Annotated in this window: 17 protein-coding genes and 1 pseudogene; 10 read left to right on the top strand and 8 right to left on the bottom strand. The window is 60.5% G+C overall.

Annotated features, from left to right (window positions below):
- The first annotated feature begins 160 nt into the window (after window positions 1-160).
- From bioF to HU727_RS23885, 9 genes are all read left to right on the top strand, one after another.
- Window positions 161-1339, top strand: coding sequence for an 8-amino-7-oxononanoate synthase (gene bioF / locus HU727_RS23925; protein WP_186532933.1), 1179 nt, complete (start codon window positions 161-163; stop codon window positions 1337-1339).
- Window positions 1332-2063, top strand: coding sequence for an alpha/beta fold hydrolase (locus tag HU727_RS23920; protein WP_186532932.1), 732 nt, complete (start codon window positions 1332-1334; stop codon window positions 2061-2063). The genes bioF and HU727_RS23920 overlap by 8 nt, the downstream gene beginning before the upstream one ends.
- Complete coding sequence (gene bioC, locus HU727_RS23915; RefSeq protein ID WP_186532931.1) at window positions 2056-2862, top strand: malonyl-ACP O-methyltransferase BioC; 807 nt, start codon at window positions 2056-2058, stop codon at window positions 2860-2862. Before HU727_RS23920 ends, bioC begins: the two co-directional genes overlap by 8 nt.
- Complete coding sequence (gene bioD, locus HU727_RS23910) at window positions 2859-3539, top strand: dethiobiotin synthase (RefSeq protein ID WP_186532930.1); 681 nt, start codon at window positions 2859-2861, stop codon at window positions 3537-3539. Before bioC ends, bioD begins: the two co-directional genes overlap by 4 nt.
- A 109-nt stretch (window positions 3540-3648) precedes the next feature.
- On the top strand, window positions 3649-3945 hold the full coding sequence (locus HU727_RS23905; protein WP_186532929.1) for a pyrroloquinoline quinone biosynthesis protein PqqE: 297 nt from the start codon (window positions 3649-3651) through the stop codon (window positions 3943-3945).
- A gap of 274 nt (window positions 3946-4219) precedes the next feature.
- Window positions 4220-6025 (top strand): phenylacyl-CoA dehydrogenase, encoded by a 1806-nt coding sequence (locus HU727_RS23900; protein WP_186532928.1) that lies wholly within the window; start codon window positions 4220-4222, stop codon window positions 6023-6025.
- Window positions 6026-6216: 191 nt separating this feature from the next.
- Complete coding sequence (locus HU727_RS23895; protein WP_186532927.1) at window positions 6217-7506, top strand: GGDEF domain-containing protein; 1290 nt, start codon at window positions 6217-6219, stop codon at window positions 7504-7506.
- A gap of 90 nt (window positions 7507-7596) precedes the next feature.
- Window positions 7597-9393 (top strand): acyl-CoA dehydrogenase C-terminal domain-containing protein, encoded by a 1797-nt coding sequence (locus tag HU727_RS23890; RefSeq protein ID WP_186532926.1) that lies wholly within the window; start codon window positions 7597-7599, stop codon window positions 9391-9393.
- 184 nt (window positions 9394-9577) lie between these two features.
- Window positions 9578-11356 carry an acyl-CoA dehydrogenase C-terminal domain-containing protein gene (locus tag HU727_RS23885; protein WP_186532925.1) on the top strand — a complete coding sequence of 593 codons (1779 nt, stop codon included), beginning with the start codon at window positions 9578-9580 and terminating at the stop codon, window positions 11354-11356.
- Between the two features lie 228 nt (window positions 11357-11584).
- On the opposite strand, the pseudogene HU727_RS26200 reads toward HU727_RS23885, so the two are convergent.
- Window positions 11585-11707 (bottom strand): annotated as a pseudogene (locus HU727_RS26200) (LysR family transcriptional regulator); the annotation flags it as partial.
- Window positions 11708-11903: 196 nt separating this feature from the next.
- Here HU727_RS26200 and HU727_RS23875 point away from each other — a divergent pair.
- A complete protein-coding gene (locus HU727_RS23875) occupies window positions 11904-12062 on the top strand; it encodes a YqaE/Pmp3 family membrane protein (protein WP_003228885.1) in 159 nt (52 codons plus the stop codon).
- A gap of 102 nt (window positions 12063-12164) precedes the next feature.
- Here the strand turns inward: HU727_RS23875 and HU727_RS23870 are convergent, their stop codons facing one another.
- From HU727_RS23870 to pqqF, 7 genes are all read right to left on the bottom strand, one after another.
- Complete coding sequence (locus HU727_RS23870) at window positions 12165-13964, bottom strand: alpha/beta hydrolase family protein (RefSeq protein ID WP_186532924.1); 1800 nt, start codon at window positions 13962-13964, stop codon at window positions 12165-12167.
- Window positions 13930-15102, bottom strand: a complete 1173-nt coding sequence (pqqE, locus tag HU727_RS23865; RefSeq protein ID WP_186532923.1) for a pyrroloquinoline quinone biosynthesis protein PqqE — start codon at window positions 15100-15102, stop codon at window positions 13930-13932. The genes HU727_RS23870 and pqqE overlap by 35 nt, the downstream gene beginning before the upstream one ends.
- Window positions 15074-15349 (bottom strand): pyrroloquinoline quinone biosynthesis peptide chaperone PqqD, encoded by a 276-nt coding sequence (pqqD, locus tag HU727_RS23860; RefSeq protein ID WP_186532922.1) that lies wholly within the window; start codon window positions 15347-15349, stop codon window positions 15074-15076. Before pqqD ends, pqqE begins: the two co-directional genes overlap by 29 nt.
- A complete protein-coding gene (pqqC, locus tag HU727_RS23855; RefSeq protein ID WP_186532921.1) occupies window positions 15346-16098 on the bottom strand; it encodes a pyrroloquinoline-quinone synthase PqqC in 753 nt (250 codons plus the stop codon). Before pqqC ends, pqqD begins: the two co-directional genes overlap by 4 nt.
- Window positions 16099-16238: 140 nt before the next feature.
- Complete coding sequence (gene pqqB / locus HU727_RS23850; protein ID WP_186532920.1) at window positions 16239-17150, bottom strand: pyrroloquinoline quinone biosynthesis protein PqqB; 912 nt, start codon at window positions 17148-17150, stop codon at window positions 16239-16241.
- 80 nt (window positions 17151-17230) lie between these two features.
- Entirely contained in the window at window positions 17231-17305 is a 75-nt protein-coding gene (gene pqqA / locus HU727_RS23845) for a pyrroloquinoline quinone precursor peptide PqqA (RefSeq protein ID WP_003444522.1), read from the bottom strand.
- A gap of 156 nt (window positions 17306-17461) precedes the next feature.
- Window positions 17462-19876 (bottom strand): pyrroloquinoline quinone biosynthesis protein PqqF, encoded by a 2415-nt coding sequence (pqqF, locus tag HU727_RS23840; RefSeq protein ID WP_186532919.1) that lies wholly within the window; start codon window positions 19874-19876, stop codon window positions 17462-17464.
- Between the last annotated feature and the right edge of the window lie 2 nt (window positions 19877-19878).

Here is a 19878-nt window from a genome sequence, read left to right as displayed (position 1 = left end):
ATTCATTTTGAAGGAATCTGATGCCTCTGTGGGAGCGAGCCTGCTCGCGAACGCGGTATGACCGTCGACATTGATGCTGGATGTGGCGCCCATTCGCGAGCAGGCTCGCTCCCACAGGATCTGCATCCACTTTGATATTTGTGATCTGACCGAGGCCTGCATGTCTTTCGATCTCGCCGCACGCCTTGCTGCCCGTCGTGCCGAAAACCTCTACCGCCAGCGACCACTGCTCGAGTCGCCACAAGGGCCCGAAGTGGTGGTCGACGGTCAGCCGTTGCTCGCCTTTTGCAACAACGACTATCTGGGCCTGGCCAACCACCCGCAAGTGATCGAAGCCTGGCGCGCTGGCGCCGAGCGTTGGGGCGTGGGGGGCGGCGCGTCGCATCTGGTCATCGGCCACAGCGGTCCGCATCACGCGCTGGAAGAAGCGCTGGCCGATCTCACCGGACGGCCACGTGCGTTGCTGTTCACTACTGGTTACATGGCCAACCTCGGCGCGGTCACGGCGCTGGTCGGGCAGGGCGATACCGTGCTGGAAGACCGGCTCAATCACGCCTCGTTGCTGGATGCGGGTTTGTTGTCCGGCGCGCGTTTCAGCCGTTACTTGCACAACGACGCCGAGAGCCTGGCCAAGCGCCTGGAGAAAGCCACCGGCAATACACTGGTGGTCACCGATGGCGTGTTCAGCATGGACGGTGACATTGCCGACTTGCCGGCGCTGGCCCGTAAAGTCAAGGCCAAAGGCGCCTGGTTGATGGTCGACGATGCCCATGGCTTTGGTTCACTGGGTCGAGAGGGTGGTGGCATCGTCGAGCATTTCGGCTTGGGTCAGGACGATGTGCCGGTGCTGGTCGGCACCCTCGGCAAAGCCTTTGGCACCGCCGGGGCATTCGTGGCCGGCAGCGACGACCTGATCGAAAGCCTCATCCAGTTTGCTCGCCCGTACATTTACACCACCAGCCAGCCGCCGGCGCTGGCGTGCGCGACGTTGAAAAGCCTCGAGCTGCTGCGCATCGAACACTGGCGCCGTGAGCATTTGCAAACGCTGATCCGCCAGTTCCGCCAGGGCGCCGAGCAGATCGGGCTTGAGCTGATGGACAGCTTCACACCGATTCAACCAATCATGGTTGGCGATGCCGGGCGGGCGGTGTGGTGGTCGCAGATGCTGCGCGCGCGCGGGCTGATGGTCACGGCGATCCGCCCGCCGACCGTGCCCGCCGGCAGCGCCCGATTGCGCGTGACCCTGACGGCGGCGCACAGCGAGGCGCAGGTTCGGCGATTGTTAGAAGGGCTGGCCGATTGTTTTGCCCAACTGTCATCGGAGTCCGCTCATGCGTGATCGTCTGGTCCTGTTACCCGGCTGGGGTCTCGGCGTTTCGCCGATGGAGCCGCTGGCCGCGGCATTGCGCGGGCTCGATGAGCATCTGCACGTCGAGATCGAGCCACTGCCGCAACTCGACTCCGGTGATCTTGAGGATTGGCTCGATGAACTCGATGAGCGCATCCCTCAAGAGGTGTGGCTCGGCGGCTGGTCGCTGGGCGGTATGCTCGCCAGCGAACTGGCGGCACGGCGTGGCGAGCAATGCTGCGGTGTGCTGACGCTGGCGAGCAATCCTTGCTTTGTGGCCGATGAGCAATGGCCGAGCGCGATGGCCGGAGAAACGTTCGACGCGTTTCTTGCCGGGTGCAATGCCGATCCGCGCACCACGCTCAAACGCTTCGCTTTGTTGTGCGCGCAGGGCTCGGCGGATCCGCGTGGCTTGTCGCGGCTACTGCTCGGCGGCGCGCCGGCAACCGCGCCGACGGTGCTGATGGCTGGCCTGGAACTGCTCGCGCAACTGGATACGCGCCCCGCGTTGCAGAGGTTTCGCGGCCCGCAATTTCATCTGTTCGCGGGGCAGGATGGCCTGGTCCCGGCGGAAGCGGCCGGCGCGTTGTTTACGCTCTTGCCGGATATTGAAATGGGTCTGATCGAACAGGCCAGCCATGCTTTTCTGCTGGAAGACCCGCACGGAGTCGCGGGCGCGATCCAGGCTTTTCTACGTGAGTGCGATGATGACTGATCTGTCTCTTGTGCTGTCTGGCGGGCCCGATAAGCGTCAGGTGGCGGCTTCTTTTTCCCGCGCGGCAGCCAGCTACGATAGCGTTGCGGGTTTACAGCGCGACGTTGGAACGCAGTTGCTACAGCGTTTGCCCGTGAATTTCGCCCCGTCGCGGTGGCTCGATCTCGGCTGCGGCACCGGCTATTTCACCCGTGCCCTGGCCTCGCATTTTACCGAGGGGCACGGTGTGGCGCTGGATATTGCCGAGGGCATGCTCAATCACGCACGCCCCTTGGGCGGCGCTGAGCATTTCATTGCTGGCGATGCCGAAAGGCTGCCGCTGCAGGATTCGACCTGTGATCTGATTTTCTCCAGCCTCGCGGTGCAGTGGTGTGGGGATTTTGAGGTGGTGCTTCGCGAAGCCTCTCGCGTGCTGACACCGGGTGGGATTTTTGCGTTTGCTAGTCTGTGTACAGGGACTTTGTTCGAGTTGCGCGAAAGTTGGCAGCACGTCGATGGGATGGCGCATGTCAATCGCTTCCGCGAGTTCTCGCGTTATGAACAGTTATGTGCCGGCAGTGGTCTGCGCACGTTGAGTCTGGAGCGTCAGCCACACGTGTTGCACTACGCGGATGTGCGCAGCCTGACTCATGAACTCAAGGCACTGGGCGCGCATAACCTGAATCCCGGCCGGCCGGGCGGTTTGACCGGCCGGGCGCGGGTTCAAGGTTTGATTGACGCGTACGAGCGGTTCCGCCAGGCATCGGGACTGCCGGCGACTTATCAGGTGGTGTACGCCGTGTTGGAGAAACCCGTATGAGCGCAGCCTATTTCATCACCGGAACCGACACCGACGTCGGCAAGACCACCGTCGCTGCCGGTTTGCTGCACGCGGCGCGGTCGGCAGGGTTGAGTACGGCGGCGGGCAAACCGGTGGCGTCGGGGTGTGAGGTCACGGCCAAAGGCTTGCGCAATTCGGACGCCTTGGCGCTCCTGGCCGAGTGTTCTTTGCCGCTCACTTATGAGCAGGTCAATCCGGTGGCGTTCGAGCCGGCGATCGCTCCGCATCTGGCGGCGCGCGAAGCAGGTGTAGCGCTGACGGTGCAATCGTTGCTGGCGCCGATGCGCAGGGTTTTGGCGATGAACGCTGATTTCACCCTGATTGAGGGTGCGGGTGGCTGGCGGGTGCCTTTGGCGGATCAGGACAATCTGTCGGATCTGGCGATCGCGCTGAAGCTGCCGGTGATTCTGGTGGTAGGGGTTCGCTTGGGCTGTATCAGCCATGCGTTGCTGACGGCCGAGGCGATCGCCCGGGATGGTTTGCAACTCGCGGGTTGGGTAGCCAACATCATCGATCCAAAGACCTCTCGGCTGGAGGAGAATCTGGCGACGCTGGCCGAGCGGATTCCGGCGCCGTGCCTGGGTCGGGTGCCGAAGCTCAAGGTGTTGAGTGCGGAAGCGGTGGCCGAACATCTGCAGCTGGATTTGCTGGACTAAGTTTTTAGCTATGGACAGGCACTGTGCCATTAGTGTTTTTGACGGGTGTTTTTCTGGCGCGTCTGTTTCAATGGCGACCATTGATCCTTTGCAAGGATGAGAGCGACTTATGGAAATCTCCGGTAACACAGCTTTTTATGCGGGGCTGAGCTCGATTCAGTCCGGGCAGAACCGCGTCGATCAGGCCGCCAGCCAGATCGCCAATAACACCATTGAACGCTCGGTGACCAGCCAGTCGTCCGAAGTGCAGGTCAATCGCCTGCGGGGTGTGGATCGTGCGCAAGAATCGGATATGGCCAGCAATATCGTCGAGCTGTCCCAAGGCAAAATCCAGGCAGAGCTAGGCGTGAAGGTGGCCAAGGCTTCCGACGAAGTGCTGGGTACGATCATCGACACCTTCGCCTGATTGAATTTGTTGTAGACATCGAAACGCCGCGCCCTGTCGCGGCGTTTTTCGTTTAAGTCCTTCTTGCTCAACTAATCTTTCTTCAGCACCCGTCGCTTGCTCGCGTTGGTGGCGATTTTCCCTGCCCGCCTTTTGGAAAAACCGATGACGAACGGCAAAAGATCGATGCTTGACAAGATTTCGGCGTAAACGTATGTTTCAAACAACTGTTTGACCGTCACAACAACTCAACACGGTCGTTCATTCCCGGTTACATCAGCAGAGGTTTATCGCTATGCCTGACTACAAGGCCCCCTTGCGTGATATTCGCTTCGTTCGTGACGAACTGCTCGGCTACGAAGCGCACTATCAGAGCCTGCCAGCGTGCGCAGACGCAACGCCGGACATGGTTGACGCCATTCTCGAAGAAGGCGCCAAGTTTTGTGAGCAGGTACTGGCACCGCTGAACCGCGTGGGCGATCTGGAAGGCTGCACCTGGAGCGAGTCCGGCGTGAAAACTCCGACCGGTTTCAAAGAGGCGTACAAGCAGTTCGTCGAAGGCGGCTGGCCGAGTCTGGCGCATGACGTCGAGCACGGCGGCCAGGGTCTGCCTGAGTCGCTGGGCCTGGCGGTCAGCGAAATGGTTGGCGAAGCCAACTGGTCGTGGGGCATGTACCCGGGCCTGTCGCACGGCGCAATGAACACCATCTCCGAGCACGGCACCCCTGAGCAGCAGGAAGCCTATCTGACCAAACTGGTTTCCGGCGAATGGACCGGCACCATGTGCCTGACCGAACCGCACTGCGGCACCGACCTGGGCATGCTGCGCACCAAGGCCGAACCTCAGGCCGACGGTTCCTACAAAGTCTCCGGCACCAAGATCTTCATCTCGGCCGGTGAGCACGACATGGCCGATAACATCGTCCACATCGTACTGGCCCGCCTCCCGGACGCACCGGCCGGCACCAAAGGCATCTCGCTGTTCATCGTTCCGAAGTTCCTGCCGAACGCTGATGGCAGCCTCGGCGCGCGCAACGCAGTGAACTGCGGTTCGCTGGAACACAAAATGGGCATCCACGGCAACGCCACGTGCGTAATGAACTTCGACGGCGCCACTGGTTACCTGATCGGCCCGGCGAACAAAGGCCTGAACTGCATGTTCACCTTTATGAACACGGCCCGTCTGGGTACAGCGCTGCAAGGCCTGGCCCACGCCGAAATCGGTTTCCAGGGCGGTCTGAAATACGCTCGCGATCGTCTGCAAATGCGTTCGCTGACCGGCCCGAAAGCGCCGGACAAAGCCGCTGACCCGATCATCGTTCACCCTGACGTGCGCCGTATGCTGTTGACCATGAAAGCGTTCGCCGAAGGCAACCGCGCAATGGTCTACTTCACCGCCAAGCAGGTCGACATCGTCAAATACGGCGTCGACGAAGAAGAAAAGAAAAAGGCCGACGCTTTGCTGGCCTTCATGACGCCGATCGCCAAGGCGTTCATGACCGAAGTCGGTTTCGAAGCCGCCAACCACGGCGTGCAGATCTACGGTGGCCACGGCTTCATCGCTGAGTGGGGCATGGAGCAGAACGTTCGCGACAGCCGCATTTCGATGCTGTACGAAGGCACCACCGGCATTCAGGCACTCGACCTGCTGGGCCGCAAAGTGTTGATGACTCAGGGCGAGGCTCTGAAAGGTTTTACCAAGATCGTCCACAAGTTCTGCCAGACCAACGAAGGCAACGAAGCTGTTCAAGAGTTCGTCACGCCGCTGGCTTCGCTGAACAAAGAGTGGGGCGAGCTGACCATGAAGGTCGGTATGGCCGCCATGAAAGATCGCGAAGAAGTGGGCGCGGCGTCCGTGGACTACCTGATGTATTCGGGTTACGCCTGCCTGGCCTACTTCTGGGCCGACATGGCGCGTCTGGCTGCTGAAAAGCTGGCAGAAGGCACCGGCGACGCGGCGTTCTACACCGCCAAGCTGCAAACCGCGCGCTTCTACTTCCAGCGCATTCTGCCGCGTACCCGTACACACGTGGCCACTATGCTGTCGGGCGCCAGTAACCTGATGGACATGAAAGAAGAAGACTTCGCACTGGGCTACTAAGCCTTACCGCAGTCTGATGAAAACCGCTGCTCCCGTTAGGGGGCAGCGGTTTTTTTGTTTGTGCATCGCTCAGATAGTCAGGCTATCGGCCGTTAAAGAGACTGCATGTGATCTGCATCACATTATGTGTGCTTAACTGCGCTTTGCAGGCACAATGCTATCTCTTTGATACTACGGGTCGGAGCTTACCCTTGCCGCGTTCTTCCGCTGTACGTTTCAGCCATTTCCTGCCTTCACTGCTGTTATTGCTCGCGGGGTTGGCGGCTGCGTACGTCAAAGACCTCAGCGTGTTTTTCACTTCCCTGTTCAACGTGTTGCCCACCCTGGTGCTGCTTTTGGGCGGCGCGTATTGCGCAGTGTACCGACGTCAGCGCGAACTGTTTCTGATGCTCACGGTGTACATCGCCTACTTTTTGCTCGACACCCAGACCGACTTTTACCGCGACAACGGCAAGGTGCGCGAAGACGCTGCCGTGGTCTTTCATCTGGTCTGCCTGCTGTTGCCATTATTGTTCGGCCTGTTCGCGGCCTGGCAGGAACGAACACATCTGTTCCAGGACATGGTCGCGCGGTTCGCTGTGCTGCTGGCCTTTGGCAGCGTTGCGTTGGGACTGGAGCAAAGTTACCCGCAAGCGTTACTGCTGTGGCTGTCGGAGATTCGCTGGCCGGCACTGCATGGCGCGTGGATGAGTCTGATTCAGCTGTCCTATCCGGTATTCATCTCGGCTTTCCTGCTGCTGGCCTGGCAATACTGGCGCAACCCGCGCCCGCTGCACGCGGCGCAACTGGTCGGGTTGCTCGGGGTGTTCTGGATGCTGCCGAAGACTTTCATTCTGCCGTTCACGCTCAACATCATGTGCAGTCAGGTGATGTTGATGATCGCGGCGGCGGTTGCGCATGAGGCTTACCAAATGGCCTTTCGCGACGAACTCACCGGCCTGCCGGGACGTCGCGCACTCAACGAGCGCTTGCAGCGCCTGGGGCGCAATTACGTGCTGGCGATGAGCGACGTTGACCACTTCAAGAAATTCAACGACACCCACGGCCACGATGTCGGTGACCAGGTTCTGCGTCTGGTCGCCAGCAAGCTGTCGAAAATCAGCGGCGGCGGCAGGGCGTATCGTTATGGCGGGGAGGAGTTCGCCCTGGTATTCGCAGGCAAAACCCTCGAGGAGTGCATGCCGCACCTGGAGGTTATCCGCGAGTCCATTGCGTCCTACAGTATTCAACTACGTAATCAGGAAAATCGCCCGCAGGATGATCTGCAAGGTCGCCAGCGCCGTAGCGGGGCCGGCGCCTCGGCAGTGTCGGTCACGGTGAGTATCGGCGTCGCCGAGCGCGTCGATCAGCGCACCCCGGAAGAGGTTCTCAAATCAGCCGACCAGGCGTTGTACAGCGCCAAGGGCGCCGGCCGTAACTGCGTGATGGCATTCGGACAGAATCGCCGTGGCGCGGTGCGCATGGAAACCGCTGCGGGTTGAGTGATAACGGCGCATTCAGCGCCCGCACAATGATTGTCGCGGGTGGTGTCCAGCAGTAGGTTGAAGAAATCTGCTGACGGAGAAGCCACCATGCCTGAGTACAAAGCTCCCCTGCGCGACATGCGCTTTCTGATCGATCATGTCTTCGACTTTCACGCCAACTACGCCGCGCTGGGCGCCCATGACGCCAGCCCGGACATGATCAGCGCGATCCTCGAAGAGGGCGCCAAGTTCTGTGAAAACGTTCTGGCCCCGCTCAATCGCAGCGGCGACGAAGAGGGCTGCCATTTCGACAACGGTGTGGTGACAACCCCTACAGGCTTCAAGCACGCCTTCGCACAATACGTAGAAGGCGGCTGGCACGGTCTGGCGGCGGATCCAGCTTACGGCGGTCAAGGGCTGCCGAGTTCGCTTGGGCTGGTCATCAGCGAGATGATTGGCTCCAGCAACACCTCCTGGGGCATGTACCCCGGCCTGACCCACGGAGCGATGTCAGCGATTCACACCCACGGCACCGCCGAGCAGAAAGACACCTACCTGAGCAAACTCACCGCCGGCCAGTGGACCGGGACCATGTGCCTGACCGAAGCCCACTGCGGCACAGATCTGGGCATCATCAAGACCCGCGCGGTCCCCAGGGCTGATGGCAGCTACGTGATCACCGGCAGCAAGATTTTCATCTCCGCAGGCGAACATGACCTGAGCGACAACATCATTCATCTGGTGTTGGCCAAGCTGCCGGATGCGCCCGCCGGGACCAAGGGCATTTCCCTGTTCATCGTGCCGAAGTTCCTGCCCGACACGGCAGGCGACGCGGGTGAGCGCAACGGCGTTTCCTGCGGTTCGATCGAACACAAGATGGGCATCAAGGCCTCCGCGACCTGTGTGTTGAATTTCGATGCAGCCACAGGTTATTTGATCGGCGAGCCGAACAAGGGCCTGAACTGCATGTTCACCATGATGAACCACGCGCGGCTTGGCACCGGCATGCAGGGCTTGTGTCTGGGCGAGGCGAGCTTTCAGGGCGCCGTCAAATACGCCAACGACCGCTTGCAGATGCGTTCGCTGACCGGCGCCAAAGCCCCGGATAAACCCGCCGATCCAATCATTGTCCACCCGGACGTGCGGCGCATGCTGCTGACCATGAAGGCCTTCAACGAAGGCAACCGCGCGCTGACCTACTTCACTGCGCAATTGCTCGACGCTGCGCACTTGAGCAGCGACGCCGGAGCACGTCAGGAGGCCGAAGACCTGTTGGCGTTCCTTACGCCGATCTGCAAGGCCTTCATGACCGATACCGGTCTTGAGGTGACCAACCACGGCATGCAGGTGTTCGGTGGCCACGGTTTCATTCGCGAATGGGGCATGGAGCAGTTGGTGCGCGACTGCCGCATCGCGCCGATCTACGAAGGCACCAACGGCATTCAGGCGCTGGATTTGCTCGGGCGCAAGGTGCTGGGCAGTCAGGGCAAGTTGTTGCGCGGCTTTACCAAAATCGTTCATAAGTTTTGCGCAGCGAACGCCGATCACCCTCAGTTGGGCAGCTTCGTGGCCCAACTCGACGCGCTGAATCAGCAATGGGGCGATCTGACCATGAAGGTTGGTATGGCCGCGATGAAAAACCCGGACGAAGTCGGTGCCGCGTCGGTGGATTACCTGATGTACAGCGGCTACATCATCCTCGGCTATTTGTGGCTGCGCATGGCGTTGGTCGCGCAGGCACAGCTGGACGCCGGCGGGGGTGAGTCGGATTTCCTGAGGGGCAAACTGGCAACCTGCGAATTTTACTTCAAGCGCTTGTTGCCGCGAACGGCTGCGCATCAGGCTGCGATTGAGGCGGGCAGTGATTGTTTGATGAATCTACCAGCGGAGTCGTTTGCGTTGTAACGCTTTTCCCGACCCATGAATAAGCCCGCCGAGTGCGGGTTTATTTATGGCAGATCCACGGTGACCAAAAATAACAAATCAGTCACCGGTTGACCCTATGTGTCGCAAAAGTTGTTGAGGTACACTCAGGCACAACGAAAACATCATTCCACGAACCACCTGTTTAGATCTTGCGAGGTTTGCCATGGCTGACTACAAAGCGCCGCTGCGCGATATGCGCTTCGTCCTCAATGAAGTGTTCGAAGTCGCCAAACTCTGGGCCGAGCTGCCGGCGCTGGCCGAGACCGTCGACGCCGAAACCGTTGAAGCCATTCTTGAAGAGGCCGGCAAGGTCACCAGCAAAAGCATCGCGCCGTTGAGCCGTGCCGCTGACGAAGAAGGTTGCCATTGGGCGGACGGTGCCGTCACCACGCCGGCCGGTTTCCCACAGGCCTATCAGACTTACGCCGAAGGCGGCTGGGTTGGCGTTGGCGGTGACCCGGCTTACGGCGGCATGGGCATGCCCAAAGCCGTCTCGGCGCAGGTCGAAGAAATGGTCAACTCCGCCAGCCTGGCCTTCGGTCTGTACCCGATGCTGACTGCCGGTGCATGCCTGTCGATCAACGCCCATGCGAGCGAAGAACTGAAAGCCGCGTACCTGCCGAATATGTACGCCGGCATCTGGGCCGGCTCGATGTGCCTGACCGAGCCGCATGCCGGCACCGACCTGGGCATCATTCGCACCAAGGCCGAGCCTCAGGCCGACGGCTCCTACAAGGTCAGCGGCACCAAGATCTTCATCACCGGCGGCGAGCACGATCTCACCGAAAACATCATTCACCTGGTGCTGGCCAAGCTGCCGGACGCCCCGGCGGGGCCCAAAGGCATATCGCTGTTTCTGGTGCCGAAATTCATGGTCAACGCCGATGGCAGTCTGGGCGCGCGCAACCCGGCCAACTGCGGTTCGATCGAGCACAAGATGGGCATCCAGGCCTCGGCGACCTGCGTAATGAACTTCGATGAAGCCGTCGGTTATCTGGTTGGCGAGCCGAACAAAGGCCTGGCCGCGATGTTCACCATGATGAACTACGAGCGTCTGGGCGTCGGCATTCAAGGCCTGGCCACCGGCGAGCGCTCCTACCAGAACGCCGTTGAATACGCGCGCGACCGTCTGCAAAGCCGTTCCCCGACCGGCGCGCAGAACAAGGACAAAGTCGCTGACCCGATCATTGTCCACCCGGACGTGCGTCGCATGCTGCTGACCATGAAAGCCTCGAACGAAGGCGGCCGTGCCTTTTCGACTTACGTGGCGATGCAACTCGACACTGCCAAGTTCAGCGAAGACGCGACTACCCGCAAGCGCGCGGAAGACCTGGTGGCTTTGCTGACGCCGGTGGCGAAAGCGTTCCTGACCGACCTGGGTCTGGAAACGACCGTGCACGGCCAGCAGGTTTTCGGCGGCCACGGTTACATCCGCGAGTGGGGCCAGGAGCAACTGGTGCGTGACGTGCGCATTACCCAGATCTACGAAGGCACCAACGGCATTCAGGCGCTGGACCTGGTCGGTCGCAAGATCGTTGGCAGCGGCGGAGCGTTTTACAAGTTGTTCGCCGATGAGATCCGCCACTTCACTGCGACCGCTAACGCCGATCTGGGTGAATTCACCAAGCCGCTGAACGATGCCGTCGACACGCTGGATGAATTGACCGCATGGCTGCTGGACCGGGCGAAAAACAATCCGAACGAAATCGGCGCGGCCTCGGTTGAATATTTGCAAGCATTCGGCTACATGGCCTACGCCTACATGTGGGCATTGATGGCGAAAGCCGCGTTTGGCAAAGAATCGCAGGATGATTTCTACGCCAGCAAGCTCGGCACCGCACGCTTCTATTTCGCCCGTTTGCTGCCGCGTATCCACTCGTTGAGCGCGTCGGTCAAAGCGGGTAGCGAGTCTCTGTTCCTGCTCGATGCCGCACAGTTCTGATCTCGGGCACGTCATGTAAGCATTTGCTTACGTGACGTGCTGCTGTTATCCCATAGGCAATAATTGGATCCACGGCTAATCTACATTTCATGGACGTCGCGCAGGAAGCGCAAAGTAAACAACACGGACACGTAGGATTCTGCCAGGGTGGCGGAGTGAAATGGATGTCAGGGAAACAGTCTGCAAAGCCCCGCTTCGGCGGGGTTTTCTTTTGCCTGAAGAAAAGTTTCAGGCCCGCGGATCGAGCGGCGGCTTCACTTCGCGATCGATCACTTCTTCAAGCAATGTCCGCAGCAGCGCCAACGACGGCTGCTGACGTTGCACATCGCGGCACACCAAGCCACTTTCAATGGCTCCCTGGTCGGCGGCGGGCTACCGCCGTCGTCCACGCCGCGCTAACGCACGCCTAGGCCTGATTCTTTTTGGTGTGGTGCGTTTTTTTGTGGTGGTGGCGATCAAATAGCAACCGTAGTGAACCCTGACGAACGGCGCTGGTCGATTAGCTTGTATGGCTCAAGTGAGCCAACCCCCATTCAGGAGCTGCCCCATGGATTTCATTCGCATCATCATCGCTATTCTGTTGCCGCCACTGGGCGTGTTTCTGCAAGTCGGGTTTGGCGGGGCGTTCTGGTTGAATATTCTGCTGACGTTGTGCGGCTACATTCCGGGCATCGTGCATGCGGTGTATATCATCGCCAAGCGCTGATTCCAGCGGCGTCTGATCAATAGCTATCGCGGGCAGGGGATCTGTTGTGATCACAACTCCCTGTAGGAGTGAGCCTGCTCGCGATCAAGGCGCCTCGGTGTTTCATCTATCCAGCCCCATCACCCGCCGATAAAACTTCCACTCCTGCTCCAGCGCATGCGCCTGATTGGCCGCGCGGCGAAAGCCGTGACGTTCGTCGGGGTAGTAATGCGCTTCGACCGCAATGCCGTTTTGCTCCAGCGCCGCGACCATGTCGCGGGTCTGTTGCGGCACAACGACGGCGTCCAGTTCACCTTGAAAAAAAATCACCGGTACGCGGATTTTATCGGCATGCAACAGCGGCGTGCGAGCGGCGTAGCGTTCGGCGTCTTGCTCGGGATCGCCAATCAGCCAGTCCAGATAATCGCCTTCGAACTTATGCGTTGCGCGGCCTAAAGCGACCGGATCGCTGACGCCGTACAGGCTGGCCCCGGCGCGAAAAACCTGCCTGAACGCCAACGCACACAGCGTGGTATAGCCCCCCGCACTGCCACCGCGAATGAATGCGCGTTCGCCGTCGATCAATCCCTGTTTGGCGAGGTAGCCGACCACCGCGCAGGCATCCTCGACATCCACCTCGCCCCAGCGCAGATGCAGCGCTTGCCGATACTGACGGCCATAACCGCTGCTGCCGCGATAGTTGAGATCGGCAACGGCGAAGCCGCGCTGCGTCCAGTACTGGATTCGCGGGTCGAGCATCGGGTAGCAGGCCGACGTCGGGCCGCCGTGGATAAACACCACCAGCGGCGGTTTCGCTTCGCCGCTCATGGCGGGGTAGAAGAAACCGTGCGCCTCGCCGGAACCGCTGGGGTAACGCAAGGTTTGCGGGCGGCTGATGTGCTCGGCGGGCAACGGTGCGAGGCCGCCGGCCAGTACGTTCACTGCATGGGAAAGGCGATCAATGACGATCACTGCCGAAGGGCAGGTCGGCGACGCGGCGATGCAATAGATGAATTGTTGATCCATCGCCAAGTGACGGAAGCGGCTGTATTCACCGCTGAAATCTTCTTCTCCGAGGGCCAGACGACCGAAACCCTTCTCGCTCCAGCTGGCTAAAAAGTGATCGCCGACGGGCAGCCAGGTGCAGCCGCCCAACTGCCAGGGAGCGGGGGCGTGATCGGCCTCGGCACTTGGCAGCGCTTGCAGCCCGTCGGCCGTTTCGCCCCACGGTTGCCAGAATCCGGCACGATCCGTCAGGCAGTACAAACGACCATTCGCGTCGAATCGAGGCTGCTGGATCGATTCTTCGGTTTCGTCACCCGCCACGCAGCGTGGCGCGGAAAAATCACCCTCAGCGACCATCAAACGCGTCGACGTCCACGGTTGATGCGGTCGGCTCCATTCGATCCAAGCCAGCCGTTGGCCGTCCGGGCTGAGCGTTGGCGCGGCATAAAAATCCGCGCCTTCGGCCAGAACTTGCCGTGCGCCCGTCGCGAGATCGATCGCCGCCAGCCGATGCTGATCCTGTTGCTCTTCAACCGCCAACACCCGACCTGCGGCGTAATGCAGATCGCCATAACGACAGTCAGTCGAGGTCAGCACTTCGGGTTCGCCTTCCAGCGTCTGCCGATACAGCTGCTGATCCGCCTCGTTGACGAAAACCACGCCGTCAGGCGTCAGACAAAACGCACCGCCGCCGTATTCGTACACGCGGCTGCGCACGCTGAAACCGTCCGGCGTCAGGCGTTTCGCCACGCCATCGCGCCAATACCAGATCCGGCACGCCGCATCCTCGGGGCGATATTCATTCCAGAACAAACCGTGGGCGCCGAGCTGCAGTTCAGCGAAATCCATTCCGGCAGCGACGGCTTGCTCGGCGCTGAAAGGCTCAGCTCTTGGCGATGAGGCGCGAGTTTCGTTCATTGCGAAAGGCCAATTGTTCGATGGTTTGGGTGGCGGTCTCGGCTTCTTCGCGGGCCTTGAGAATCACGCCGTGATGTTCGGATTTGCTGCAGACGGGGTCGGCATTGCTCGCGTCGCCGGTGAGCATGAAGGCCTGGCAGCGACAGCCGCCGAAGTCCTTTTCCTTCTCATCGCAAGAGCGGCACGGCTCGGGCATCCAGTCGTAACCGCGGAAGCGGTTGAAGCCGAACGAGTCGTACCAGATGTGTTGCATGCTGTGATCGCGGACGTTGGGAAACTGCACTGGCAATTGGCGGGCGCCATGGCAGGGCAGGGCGGTGCCGTCCGGCGTGACCGTCAGGAACAGGCTGCCCCAACCGTTCATGCAGGCTTTAGGGCGCTCTTCGTAGTAGTCCGGGGTGACGAAAATGAGCTTGCACGGATGCCCTTCGGCTTCCAGTTTCGCCCGGTATTCATTGGTGATGCGCTCGGCACGCACCAGTTGCTCCTGTGTCGGCAACAGGCCGACACGATTGAGCTGCGCCCAGCCGTAAAACTGGCAGGTGGCGAGTTCGACGAAATCCGCTTCGAGCGCGATGCACAGCTCGATGATCCGGTCGATCTTGTCGATGTTGTGCCGGTGGGTAACGAAGTTCAGCACCATCGGGTACCCGTGGGCTTTCACCGCACGGGCCATTTCCAGCTTCTGCGCGAAGGCTTTTTTCGAGCCGGCGAGCAGGTTGTTCACTTGCTCGTCGCTGGCCTGGAAACTGATCTGGATGTGATCGAGCCCGGCTTTCTTGAAATCGCTGATTTTCTGCTCGGTCAAACCGATGCCGGAGGTGATCAGGTTGGTATAGAAACCCAACTGCCGCGCTTCATGAATCAGCTCGGCCAGATCCTGACGCACCAGCGGCTCGCCGCCGGAAAAACCCAGTTGGGCCGCGCCCATCTCCCGCGCTTCGCGGAAAACCTTGATCCACTGCTCGGTGCTCAGCTCTTTGCCCTGCTCGGCGAAATCCAGTGGATTGGAGCAATACGGGCATTGCAACGGGCAGCGATAGGTCAGCTCGGCGAGCAGCCACAGCGGCAGGCCGACTTCAGGTTTTGCTGGCACTTGCACCGACGAATCAGTCAAGGGTGATCCAGTGCTCTGCACGGGCAACCTCCATGAATTGCTCGATGTCATCACCGAGCTCGGGCACGCCGGGGAACTGCTCGTCGAGCTTGGCAATGATTGCTGCGACATCACGTTCGCCATCAATCAAACCGCCGATCAGCGCGGCCGTTTCGTTGAGCTTGATCATCCCTTCCGGGTACAGCAATACATGGCCTTTCTGCGCCGGTTCGTATTGAAAGCGGTAGCCGGGGCGCCATTTCGGTGTCCAGCTGCGGTCGAAACTCATACGGTGATTCCTTTATGCCAGACCCGTTGTTCGGTCACGCTGTGATACGGCGGACGGTTCAGTTCATAGGCCATGCTCATGGCATCGAGCATGCTCCAAAGAATGTCCAGTTTGAACTGAAGAATTTCCAGCATGCGCTCCTGGCCTTCGCGGGTCTTGTAATGCTCCAGCGTGATCGCCAAGCCATGCTCGACATCACGACGCGCCTGGCCGAGGCGGGTGCGGAAGTATTCGTAGCCGGTCGGGTCGATCCATGGGTAATGCTGTGGCCAGCTGTCGAGGCGCGACTGATGAATCTGCGGGGCGAACAGTTCGGTCAGCGAGCTGCTCGCGGCCTCCTGCCAACTGGCGCGGCGGGCAAAGTTGACGTAGGCATCGACGGCGAATCGCACGCCAGGCAGCACCAGCTCCTGAGAGCGCAATTGGTCCGGATCAAGGCCGACAGCCTGGCCCAGACGCAGCCAGGCTTCGATACCGCCGTCTTCGCCGGGCGCTCCGTCGTGGTCGAGCAGCCGCTGAATCCACTCGCGGCGGATTTCCCGATCCGGGCAGTTGGCGAGGATCGCCGCGTCTTTCAAGGGAATGTTCACCTGATAGTAGAAGCGGTTGGCAACCCAGCCCTGAATCTGTTCGCGGGTCGCGCGGCCTTCGTACATCGCCACGTGATACGGGTGATAGATGTGGTAATAGGCGCCCTTGGCGCGCAGGGCCGCTTCGAATTCAGTGGGGGACAGCGGGGTGTCGGTCATGTCTGTTCTCCGGGAACAACCCTGGAAATCTTTGGTTTCTGTGCTGGCCTCTTCGCGAGCAAGCTCGCTCCCACAGGTTGATCGCATTCCATTGTAGGAGTGAGCCTGCTCGCGATAGACCGCGCAGCGGTCTCGATTGCTTAAAGCTCAATACTCATGCCATCAAACGCCACCTCAACGTTACGCCGCGCCAGCTCCGCGCGCTCCGGCGAATCCTCGTCGAGAATCGGGTTGGTGTTGTTGATGTGAATAAGTACTTTGCGCTGTTCAGGCAACTGCTCCAGCACTTCGAGCATCCCACCGGGGCCGTTTTGCGCCAGATGGCCCATTTCCCGGCCGGTGCGGGTGCCGACGCCACGGCGTTGCATTTCATCGTCATCCCACATCGTGCCGTCGACCAGCAGGCAATCGCTGCCCGCCATGATCTCCAGCAACGGTGCATCGACCTTGCCAAGGCCCGGGGCGTAAAACAGTTTGCCGCCAGTGTTCAGGTCTTCAACGATCAAGCCGATGTTGTCGCCCGGGTGCGGGTCGAAACGGTGTGGCGAATAGGGCGGCGCGGCGCTGCGCAATGGCAATGGCGTGAAACGCAGGTTCGGGCACGCTGCTACGGTGAAACTCTGGTCGAGTTCGATGCGGTTCCAGTCCAGCCCGCCATTCCAGTGCGTGAGCATCTTGAACAACGGGAAACCGGTGCTCAGGTCTTCGTGAACCATGTCCGTGCACCAGACCTGGTGCGGGCAGCCCTCGCGCAGGCTGAGCAGCCCGGTGGTGTGGTCGATCTGGCTGTCCATCAGGATGATCGCGCTGATGCCGGTGTCGCGCAGCGCCCGGCCCGGCTGCATCGGGGCGAAGCTTTGCAGTTGCGCGCGAATGTCCGGCGAGGCGTTGCACAGCACCCAGTTCACGCCGTCATCGGAAATGGCGATGGACGATTGGGTGCGGGCCTTGGCATTCAGGCTGCCGTCGCGAAAGCCTGCGCAGTTGACGCAGTTGCAGTTCCACTGTGGAAAACCGCCACCGGCGGCCGAACCCAGAATCTGGACGAACATGAACGCTCCATCATTTCAACGCGGAAAATAAAACGCCCCGGCGAGCCGAGGCGTTGCACTGCATATTACGTAACCAGCACTCAGCGGCTGGCGAAGTACATGGTGACTTCGAAGCCGATACGCAGGTCGGTGTAAGCAGGTTTTGTCCAGGCCATGAGGTGTCTCCTTCTGAGGGTTGGGATAGCGCTATCCATAGTTATAGTCCACGGCAGCGCGGCGATGTTCCAATTAGTTAGGCGGCTATGTTACTCAAAATTTCAACGCAATGACCCGTGAATCTTTGAGAAAGCTCCTTGCAGCCTCGGTAACGATCAGTTTGTCGCTTGCCAGGGCGCGCCGGGCATCGGTTCGTTGGCCAGGCAGTGGCAGCCGCCCTCGGCATTGATCAGGCGCTGCGCAGCGGCCTGCACTGCCGGACGGTCCAGTTGGCCGATTGCCGCGACCAGTTGCTCGCGATAATCCGACGAGTGGCCGGCGAGTTTGCCCTGCCAGAGTAGTTCTGCAGCGTCTCGGACAGACAGCGCGGCCTCGTCGAATTGCGCAACGAGGCTCTGGCGCAGTTGCGTGAAGCTGGCTTCATCGAGCTTTTCGAGCAGATCCGGAATGGCTTTGATGAACTGTTGGATATGTTCAAGCACCATCACGGCCGAGGTCGTTGGCGATTGCACACCAAACACAATGGCAGTCGTGCCGTGCAGCTGACGCAACGCGCTGAACACGGCGTAACCCAATTGCAATTCAACCCGCACGCGCTGGTAGAAAGGAGTCTGACACAGCTGCGCGAGCAAGCGCCACGCGGCTTCATCAGTCATCTCGCAGCTGGCGGTCGGGCAGAGGAGCAGCAAGGCGTGCTCGCTGGAAGCGGTGTCAATCTGGCTCCAGCGGTATTGGCCGTTGCTGTGCGGCGTAAGCGGCAGCTGACTGTCAGGTGTGCCGGGAATGCGGCTGAGTGCCAGGCCCATGGCCGATTGCGTCTGCGGGTTGAGACCCAAAGCGAGGCCGTCCCAGCGCGAAGTTGTCCACAGGCGCTTGGCGTCGTCGCTGGTTTGACTGGGCGGCAAGCATTTTCCCGGCAATGCTTCGAGCAATTGGCGGATCGGCATTGACGGGGTTTGCGCTTCGCCACGCGGGGAGTCGGCGTCAATCGTCGTCAGACGTTTCAGCGCGTGCTCGAGAACAGTGGGCATGGGCTCTTGCAGGCCGGTCAGCTTCAGCAACCACTGATTGCCTGCGGCACTAAACGACAAATCGACACCGGCATCAGACGCGTCCTGTCGTGTTTGTCGCAGACTGCGTTGCAGCCTTGAATGCAGATCCGCGCTCGCCGCAGCCTCGACTTGCCAGCGCAGATAAATCGCCCCTTCATCGCTATTGTCCGGCAGCGCCTGACTGAAGTGCATCGGCGATCGTTCCCGTCGGCTGCGCGAACGATCCTGAGCGAACGTGCGCAGACCACGGTGGGCGCTGGTCTGGCCGCGAATCAGACCGGCATTGGCCAGCGGTTCACTGGCCCGCAGGAATGGGTTGGCAGCGGGCAGGTGCCAGTGATCACTGAAGTTATCCACAACACCAATTTCGTGGAGGACATGTTTTAGTGCTGCGACGCCTGATTCGCACAGGCCCAGTGCTTGCTGCTCAACGTCGATGCGCGCCAGTTGCAACGCGCCGCTGACTTGCTGTTGGCGCTGGAGCAGGGCGGTGTATTCCTCGCGCAGCGGTGCCCAGTCCTGTCGAGCGAAGAAGCTCAACCAGTCGAGCAGTAGCTCGCGAATGGCGGGGAGATGTTCGCCGGCGGTGGCGAGTTCCAGATGCAGCAGCGCTTGCCCGGCAAACTGGTAGATCGGCCCTGCTTTCAAGCCGTCGGCCAGATTGTGTTGTTGCAAGTACGCAAGCAGTCCACCGGGTTTGGCGCTGTTCAACCAATGGCAGAGAAAGGCCAGCGCTTCAGCGGACGGCGCAGGCAACGCGTCAAAGGCAAACAACAGGTTGCTGCGTTGATCGTTGACCTGTTGATAACTGTTCGCGGTCAGCGGCGGCGGGGCGGTTTGGGTGAATTTATCCCCAGGTGGCAGCGCCGCTGCGAACTGCTCCGCCATCTGCCGAAGTTCAGTCATGCTCTGCGGGCCGACGAGGCTCAGGGTCATTTGTCCGGTGCGGTAAAACTGCTGGTGGAAGTCCGTTAACGCCTTCTGAAACGCAGGCGACTGCACCTGCAGGCTGTCCCGATTGCCCGCATGAAACCCGCGCAACGGATGATCTGCCGGTAAACCTTTGTACAGCGCAAACTGCTGCTGCGCTGACGAGTCTTGCGACCAAGCGACGAATTCTGCCTGCAAAACTTCCCGTTCACGCAACTGGTCGTCCAGATTCATACGCGGTTGGGCGAGCATGTCTGACAGACGCTCAAGCCCTGCGTTGAACGATGGCACTGGCAACTCGAAGAAAAAATCCGTGGTGCGTTCGCGAGTGCTGGCATTCACCTGCCCGCCATGACCTTGCACGTAGGCCATCAGCCCTTCGTTCCCGGGAAAGCGTTCGGTGCCGAGGAACAGCAAATGCTCAAGGAAGTGCGCCAGCCCCGGCCATGCCAGCGGTACGTCATGACTGCCGGCAGCCACTCGCAACGCGGCTGCACTGCGCTTCAAACCGGGTGCGTGGCGCAGGGTCACCCGCAAGCCGTTGGCCAGGGTTTCAGAATAAGGGTGGGGATGGGTCGGCGCAGGCATGG

Source organism: Pseudomonas khorasanensis (assembly GCF_014268505.2).
Taxonomy (GTDB): Bacteria; Pseudomonadota; Gammaproteobacteria; order Pseudomonadales; family Pseudomonadaceae; genus Aquipseudomonas; species Aquipseudomonas khorasanensis.
This window is presented reverse-complemented; position numbering and strand designations above follow the sequence as displayed.